6 protein-coding genes are annotated in these 6,951 nt (G+C 67.2%); 1 reads left to right on the top strand and 5 read right to left on the bottom strand.

Annotated features, from left to right (window positions below; all coding sequences use genetic code 11):
- Positions 1-532, bottom strand: a 532-nt coding sequence (locus tag ACXRVZ_RS19845) for a Crp/Fnr family transcriptional regulator (RefSeq protein WP_458232743.1), incomplete at its 3' end; no start/stop codon positions are given.
- Between the two features lie 211 nt (positions 533-743).
- Between ACXRVZ_RS19845 and ACXRVZ_RS19840 the strand changes: the two genes are divergently transcribed.
- Positions 744-1,244, top strand: a complete 501-nt coding sequence (locus ACXRVZ_RS19840; protein WP_457419847.1) for a hypothetical protein — start codon at positions 744-746, stop codon at positions 1,242-1,244.
- 32 nt (positions 1,245-1,276) lie between these two features.
- Here the strand turns inward: ACXRVZ_RS19840 and ACXRVZ_RS19835 are convergent, their stop codons facing one another.
- The 4 genes from ACXRVZ_RS19835 to ACXRVZ_RS19820 form a co-directional block, all read right to left on the bottom strand.
- Positions 1,277-3,208, bottom strand: a complete 1,932-nt coding sequence (locus ACXRVZ_RS19835) for a hypothetical protein (RefSeq protein WP_458232742.1) — start codon at positions 3,206-3,208, stop codon at positions 1,277-1,279.
- Between the two features lie 75 nt (positions 3,209-3,283).
- Entirely contained in the window at positions 3,284-4,852 is a 1,569-nt protein-coding gene (locus ACXRVZ_RS19830; protein ID WP_457425863.1) for an ABC transporter substrate-binding protein, read from the bottom strand.
- Between the two features lie 47 nt (positions 4,853-4,899).
- The gene (locus ACXRVZ_RS19825; protein ID WP_457425865.1) at positions 4,900-6,132 is read right to left on the bottom strand and encodes an HD-GYP domain-containing protein; all 1,233 of its coding nucleotides are present in this window, start codon (positions 6,130-6,132) and stop codon (positions 4,900-4,902) included.
- 165 nt (positions 6,133-6,297) lie between these two features.
- Positions 6,298-6,942 (bottom strand): c-type cytochrome, encoded by a 645-nt coding sequence (locus tag ACXRVZ_RS19820; RefSeq protein ID WP_457425867.1) that lies wholly within the window; start codon positions 6,940-6,942, stop codon positions 6,298-6,300.
- Between the last annotated feature and the right edge of the window lie 9 nt (positions 6,943-6,951).

Raw genomic sequence — 6,951 nt, 5'->3', positions numbered from 1 at the left:
GCGTGCAGACCGACATCATGGAATCACGGTCACGCATGATCTCGCCGCTCATGGCCTCGTGCACCAGGGCCATCAGCTCGGGATGGCGGGCGCAGGCCGGCAGCAGCGCGTCGTAGCGGATGGCCCAGACTTCACCGGTGTCCATCGCCACCGCATCGCAGGCATAGCGGCCCTTGGCGATGCCGGCAAAACCCAGCCAGTCGCCACGGAACTTCAGCCCGACGACCTGCTCGCGCCCATCGGCCGACAGGCTCAGCAGCTTGAACATGCCGGAGTTGAGGACGTACAGGTGGCTGAAGGGCTCACCACTCCGATAGATGGCCTCGCCGGCATGGACGATGCGGCGCTGCGGGTTGAGCGTCGTCGCGATCAGCTGCAGCGTTTCCGCGATGCGCTGGCCGGCGCGGCGGTTGGCGCCGTGGTCCTGGGCAGGGCTGGGCGTGAGCGCGGCAAGCACGGGGCTGGACGGGGTGGGCGACAAGCTTGTGTTGCTGCTGAGCATGGCCATCTCCTGGTTATGGAATGAGGTCATGCTAGGCAGCGGCTGCAAATGCCATGGCAATGGCGAACGTCGCTCAGTGACGCTGTGTGAATGGATTGCAAACGGCGCGTAAGCCGACGGTCGCGCCGTGTTGCTGGCACCGCCGGCCGCTTGAGTCCTTGATCAAGGTCAAGGCAACGCTCGGCAGGCTGACTAGGCTTCGGTCCATCGCATAGACGCGATCGCCTCCAGGGCTCCTTCCATGTATCCCGCCTCCTGGCCGAGTCATCTGACATCGACCGACCCACCCACCACCGACGACCTGCAGGCGCTGCTCCAGCGGGCCCAGGCGTTGCAGCTTGGCGCTCCCCAGCACCAGCAACTGCTGCTGGGCAAGCGGCTGGGCCTGATGACCACCCATCCTGAAGGCGAGGATGCGCAACTGTTCGAGCAGGCCGCACGGGGCCTGGGCGCTCACGTCTCCCTGATCCCACCGCCCACGGAGCAGGACGAGGGCAATGCGCAGCAGCTGGCCGACATCGGCCGCTTGCTGGGACGGCTCTACGACACCGTGGAGTGCCAGGGCATCAGTTCGGACATGGTCAAGCGCCTGGCCCAGGCCGGCAACCTGACGATGCACAACGGCCTGTCCGGGCGAGAGCATTGGCTCTTTCAGGTGGCCAAGAATTGGCGGAGCCCCGCCGCGCTGGCCGACCGCCGACGTTGGCTGATCCAGGCCGTGCTGTTGGTGACCTTGAGCTAGCCAGCCAAGCGCGCCGAGTTGTCAGCGCCCCCTCAGGGCTGGCCCGTGTACCGCGTATGAAAGCGCCGCCCCTGCGCGTCCATCGCCTGCAGCCACAGCTCGGCCTTGCCGGCGACGGTGGGCGTGTAGGCCGCGCCGAGTGAACTCAGCGTGGTCTTGGGTGGCAGCGGCACGATGGTGTCCAGCACGGTGGGCGCGCCACCGGCCGTAGGCGTGAAGACGCGCTTGATCTCGATGAGGCGCAGGTCGGGGTTGGCGGCAGCCCAGGTCGTCCAGATGAAGTTCGAGGCGGCGCTGTGCAGCGTGCCGGCCTGCAGGTCGACGGCGCGCAGCGCGAAGTTGCTCGAGAGGCCGTCCAGCACGGGGAAGCGTGCCGCCGCGGGGTCGCCGAGAACGTCGGCGCGCAAGTAGGCGCTGCGGGTCTCGCTGACGCTGGCGATCGTGTAGTTCACGAGGTATTTGGTGCCGCGCACGCTGTCGGCCGTGCCGACCCAGCCGACAGCGGCGCGCTGGATGGCGAGGTCGCCGACACCGCCGGTCGGGATCAAGCTGGTGGCGCCTGCCGTGCCGGACACGCACAGCCACGGCCGGCTGCAGTAGCCAAAGGGGACGCTGTAGTTGCCCGGCATCTGCACCGTGGCCGAGCTGAGCAGCTGCACGGGCGGGTTGACGGGAATGGGGTCGGGCGCCTGCGCCTGGATCTCGATCTGCAGGCCGATGCCCGGGTTGGGCGAGAGGCTGGTGTCGGCCGTGCCGTCGCCGTTCCTGGCGGCAAAGGCTAGCGGGTAGACGGCGACGGACAGCTTCTTGCCGTTGCCAACCAGGTTCCACTTGTTGGTCGTCGTCGCGGCCTTGTTGTAGCTGACCACGTCGGTGAACTGGTCGACCACCGTGCCGGTCGAATCGCTGATGAGAGCGCCCACCAGCAGCTTGCTGCAGTTGCCCGTGGCCGGCGCGTCATCGGCGCAGCCCAGCAGCTGGAAGCGGCCGAACTGCCGGTTGGCGGTCGTGTAGGTGGACAGGATGGCGGCGAGGTCGGTGTTGACGCGGCCGTTGTGCTTGTCGTAGCCCGTCACGAGCGGGTTGATCAGGATGGTGCTGACGTCGCGGCCCTGGGCGATAAGCTGGTTCAGTGCGGCGCCCAGGTCGTCCAGCAAAGGCAGGTTGCCCAGCAGCGTGCTCGCGCTGGTGGCGGCCTTCAGCGTGGACGTGATGGCGTTGGCCGGCGTGGCGCCGGTCGTCTTGAGCAGCTCGGTCTGGGCGGTGGGCAGGTCGACAACGACCTCGGCCGTCGGGCCGGCCAGGAACTTGTTGCCGATCTGCAGCACCGGGACATTCAGCTTCGAGCGTGCCAGGTCCACGCGCACGCTCTCGATGAGCAAGTCGTGGCTGCCCTTGTTGGCGGCGAAGCTGGCGTCGGCCAGCAGGTCCAGCGTCGTGATCTTCAGGTCGGAGACCTGGGTCTTCACCAGCGTCTTCAGGAAGTCGCCAGCGGCCGCCGTGGCGGTGGCCATCTGGGTCAGTTGACTGGTGCTGGTGGCCGCGGCGGTGAACACCGGTGCGGGCTCGGTGCCCAGGGCCAGCGCGACGACGGCATTGGTCAGCGGCGTGACATGGCCGACCATGGCGGCGCTGATGGTCGGCACCGTGGAATGCAGCACCTGCATGCTGCCTGCAGCGTCCATGCCGCGTGCCTGGATGAACAGAGGCGCGGCGGGGCTGATGACGGACAGCGTGAGGCTGTAGCTGCCGTCCGCCGCATGCGTGGTGGCCGTGCCGACCGCCTTGCCCTGGCCGTCGACGACGCTGATCTGCGCGTTGACCAGGGGCGCGCCGGTCGCGGCCACGCCGCGCAGCGTGGGCGGTGTCGTCGGCGGGGGCGTGCCGGTGTCACCACCCCCCCCTCCGCCACCGCAGGCGGTGAGGAGCAAGGTCAGGACAAGGGCGGCGAGGCGGTACGGCATGGCGCGGTCGGAAACTGGGCTCAGGCCAGTGTGCCGCGCCGCGGCGGCCCGCAGTGGGCCGTTAAGCGGCAGAAATCAGCGGCTGATCTGCACCCAGGACAGCTCGACAAAGTTGTCCGGCCGGTGCACCGGCGTGACATTGGCCCGCGCCGCCCAGGGAATGACCTGGCGGTGCAGCGGGATGATGTTGACCTGCTCGCGCAGCTCGGCCAGCGCGCCGCGGATCAGTTGCTCGCGCTTCTTGGGGTCCTGCTCGACGCTGCTTTGCGCGGCCAGCGCGTCCGCCTTGTCGTTGCGGAAGTTGCCATAGTTGTAGTCACCCACCGCCTTGGCGCCGCGGTTGCGGAACACCGGCGTGAGGATGACCTCGGCGTCGGTGATGCTGCCGCCCCAGCCGTACATGAAGAGGCTGGCGTCCAGCTTCTCCAGCTTGGGAAAGTACAGCGCCCGCGGCATCGCGTTGACCTTGACCTTGACCTTCAGCTGCGCCCACATGGCCGCCAACGCGGTGCAGATCTCCTCGTCGTTGACGTAGCGGTTGTTGGGGCAGTCCAGCGTCACCTCGAAGCCGTCGGCATAGCCGGCATCCGCCATCAGCTTGCGCGCGCTGGCGAGGTCGTAGGGCAGACGGGTCTGCAACGCCGGGTCGTCGAAGGAGGCGTTGGCCGAGGGTGTGATCCCGCCGGTGGGCACGGACTGCCCCGCCATCAGCTTGGTCTTCAGCGCCTCGATGTCGATGGCCTGGTAGAGGGCGCGGCGCACACGAACATCCTTGAAGGGGTTCTTGTCACCCGGCGCCTTGCCGTAAAGCAGCTTGTCGCGCGCCTGGTCCATGCCGATGAAGACGAGGCGGTTCTCCGGGCCGTCAATGACCTTCACGCCGGCCGTGTTGCGCAGCCGCGCCACGTCGCGCGGCGCGGGGTCGTTGACCAGGTCGACCTCGCCAGATACCAGCGCGGCCAGACGCGTCGCGTCGCTGGCAATGGGGGTGTAGACCACCTCCTGCACATTGCCGCTGAACTTGTTCCACCAGTTCGGGTTGCGCTTGAGCACGGTCTTGATGCCCGGCTGGCGGCTGACCAGCGTGAAGGGGCCGGTGCCGTTGGCATTGACGGCGGCGAAGCTCTCTTCCTTGTTCTTGAAGTCCAGCGGCTTGGTCACGCCGTGGGCCTCGCACCATTTGCGGCTGACGATCCAGAGCTGCTCGACATGCTGCAAAAAGATGGGGTCGAAGGCGCTCAGCTGGAAGTCGACGGTGAGGTCGTCGATGCGCTTGGGCGTGCCGACCGCATTGGCGTAGACGGCGACCTGCGAGGTCGGCTCCCTGGCGCGCTGCATGGAGAAGACGACGTCATCGGCCGTCAGCGGCGTGCCGTCGTGGAACTTGACGCCCGGGCGCAGCTTGAAGCGCCAGGTCAGCGGGCCGGTCTGCTTCCACTCGGTGGCCAGGCCCGGCACCAGGGCCAGCTTGGCATCGCGGGCGATCAGGCGCTCGTAGACCTGCGAGTTGACGTTGTTCGTCAGCGTCTCGTTCTGCGAGTGCGGGTCCATGGTCTGCGGGTCGCCCTGGCCGGCCCAGCGCAAGGTTTGCGCGGACACGCTGCATGCCAAGCCCAACAGGGCCACACCTAACCATCGCTTCATTGCCGATCTCCGAACTGCATGGAAGCGGCAGTTTAGGAGGCCTCAAATCACCTTTTGGTGTTGGGGTTCCAGAGTTCTTCCAGGTGCGGGAAGTTCCAGTTCTCCGGCGGCTCCCGGCCGGCGATGCGGTCCGTCGTGCCGGAGGCGGACAGGTCCAGCAGCTGCAGCGGAATCGGCATGCCGGACTTGGTGGAATAGAACACCTTGACCCGCGGCGACACCAGCGCGGCGGGGTTCTGGTCCACCACGACGGCCAGGCGGCCGGACTGCAGGCGCACCAGCGTGCCCGTCGGGTAGATGCCCACGCTCTTCACGAAGGCCTGGAAGATGACCGGGTCGAACTGGCCCTTCCACTGCGACATGCGTTGCAGCGAGCCGGCCGGGTCCCAGGCGTTCTTGTAGGGCCGCGTGGATGTGATGGCGTCGTAGACGTCGCAGACGGCGCCCATGCGCGCAAACAGGCTGATCTGGTCACCGGCCAGCTTGTGCGGGTAGCCGGTGCCGTCGATCTTCTCGTGGTGGTGCAGGCAGACGTCCAGCGCCGACGCCGGCACCTTGACGCCGTCCTTCAGCAGTTCGAAGCCGCGCTCGGGGTGGCTGCGCATGACGGTGAATTCGGCATCGGTCAGCGCGCCGGGCTTGTTCAGCACCTCCAGCGGCATCTGCATCTTGCCCACGTCATGCAGCAGGCCGGCCAGGCCCGCTTCTCGCACGGCCTCATCGCTGAGGCCCATGTGGCGACCCAGGGCCACCATCAGGCCGCAGACGGCGACCGAGTGCATATAGGTGTAGTCGTCCCGTGTCTTGAGCCGGGCCAGGCTGACGAAGGCGGAAGGGTTGCGCGCGAGGGATGAGGTGACCTCGTCAACGATGGGCAGACAGACCTCGCTGTCGATGGCCTTGCCCAGCCGCGCCTCGCCGAACAGAGCGATGACGGCGACTTTGGCGCGCCCCAGCACCTGGGCGGCGCGGTCCAGCTCGGCCTCCAAGCTGACGCGCTGCGGCGGGGCGGTTCGTGCGGGAGCGGTGGCCGGCACAGCGACCGGCGCGGCGGTCGTCATGGCGGGGTTGCTCCTGGCTGGTTCGGCGACGGTCAGGTCGGCGCCCTTGGCATCGTCTATCCACACGGCCGGCACGCCGCTGGCTTTGAGGGCGGCCAGGTCGGCTGGGTCGGTCAACACGAACTTGGTCTTCCAGAACGGATGCGACAGCCATGCCCCTTCCATCGCCTGAAGGTACATGCCCAGCCTCACCTCGTCGGTCGGGATCTTCTTCAACATGACCACGCTGTCTGTGTAACACCCAGTATCACAGGCGCCCGGCACGGCCACTGTGCAGCCCTGCACGCTTAGGCAGGGGCAGCCTCACGGGGTTTGCGCTAGGTCAATTCGCGCGCAAAACAAAAAGCCGCCTCAAAGGGCGGCTTCTGGACGGAAGGTGCCGGCTCAGCGGAACTTGGCTTGAGGCACGGTGGCCAGCTCGGTCGGCAGCGTGCTGATGTAGCTGGCGATGGCCTTCAACTCGGCATTGCTGAACTGCTTGACCTGGCCCGCCATGACGCCGTTGCTGCGGCCGACGTTCTTGTTCTTCTCGGTCTTGTAGGACTTGAGCGCCACGCTCAGGTAGTCGGCATGCTGGCCAGCCAGCTTGGGATAGCTCGGGTCGATGGGCTTGCTGAAGTTGGCGCCGTGGCAGGAGATGCAGGCGCCCTTGGTCAGCAGTTCGGCGACGTTGGCGGGCGCGGCGGGCACGCTGTCGGCGACGGCCGGCTTCTTGGCCTGCTGCTCGTAGAAGGCGGCCACGTCGGCCATGTCCTGCTCGCTCAGCGAGCCGGCAATGCCGCCCATGGTCGGGTGCTTGCGCTCGCCCTTGGCATAGGCAGTCAGTGCCGAAACGATGTACTTCGCGTTCTGGCCCGCGATCATCGGCACCTTGTGGATTTCGGGGAAGCTGGCCTGGTAGCCAACGATGCCATGGCAGCCGATGCACATCGCGATCTTCTTCTCGCCCGCTTTCACGTCCTGCGCCTGGGCGGCAACACCACCGAAAGCGGCGGCCAGGGCAAGCGAGATCTGCAGCAGTTTTTTCATGTCTCGATG

It is taken from the genome of Roseateles sp. P5_E8 (assembly GCF_054177665.1).
The sequence above is the reverse complement of the archived record's forward strand: the minus strand, read 5'-3'. Positions and strand labels throughout refer to the sequence as shown.

Excerpts from the sequence above, each read along its gene's own strand:
- ACXRVZ_RS19825 (WP_457425865.1), bottom strand. The coding sequence starts at position 6,132 with ATGTTGAAGAAGATCCCGACCGACGAGGTGAGGCTGGGCATGTACCTT.
- ACXRVZ_RS19840 (WP_457419847.1), top strand. The coding sequence starts at position 744 with ATGTATCCCGCCTCCTGGCCGAGTCATCTGACATCGACCGACCCACCC.
- ACXRVZ_RS19835 (WP_458232742.1), bottom strand. The coding sequence starts at position 3,208 with ATGCCGTACCGCCTCGCCGCCCTTGTCCTGACCTTGCTCCTCACCGCC.
- ACXRVZ_RS19830 (WP_457425863.1), bottom strand. The coding sequence starts at position 4,852 with ATGAAGCGATGGTTAGGTGTGGCCCTGTTGGGCTTGGCATGCAGCGTG.
- ACXRVZ_RS19820 (WP_457425867.1), bottom strand. The coding sequence starts at position 6,942 with ATGAAAAAACTGCTGCAGATCTCGCTTGCCCTGGCCGCCGCTTTCGGT.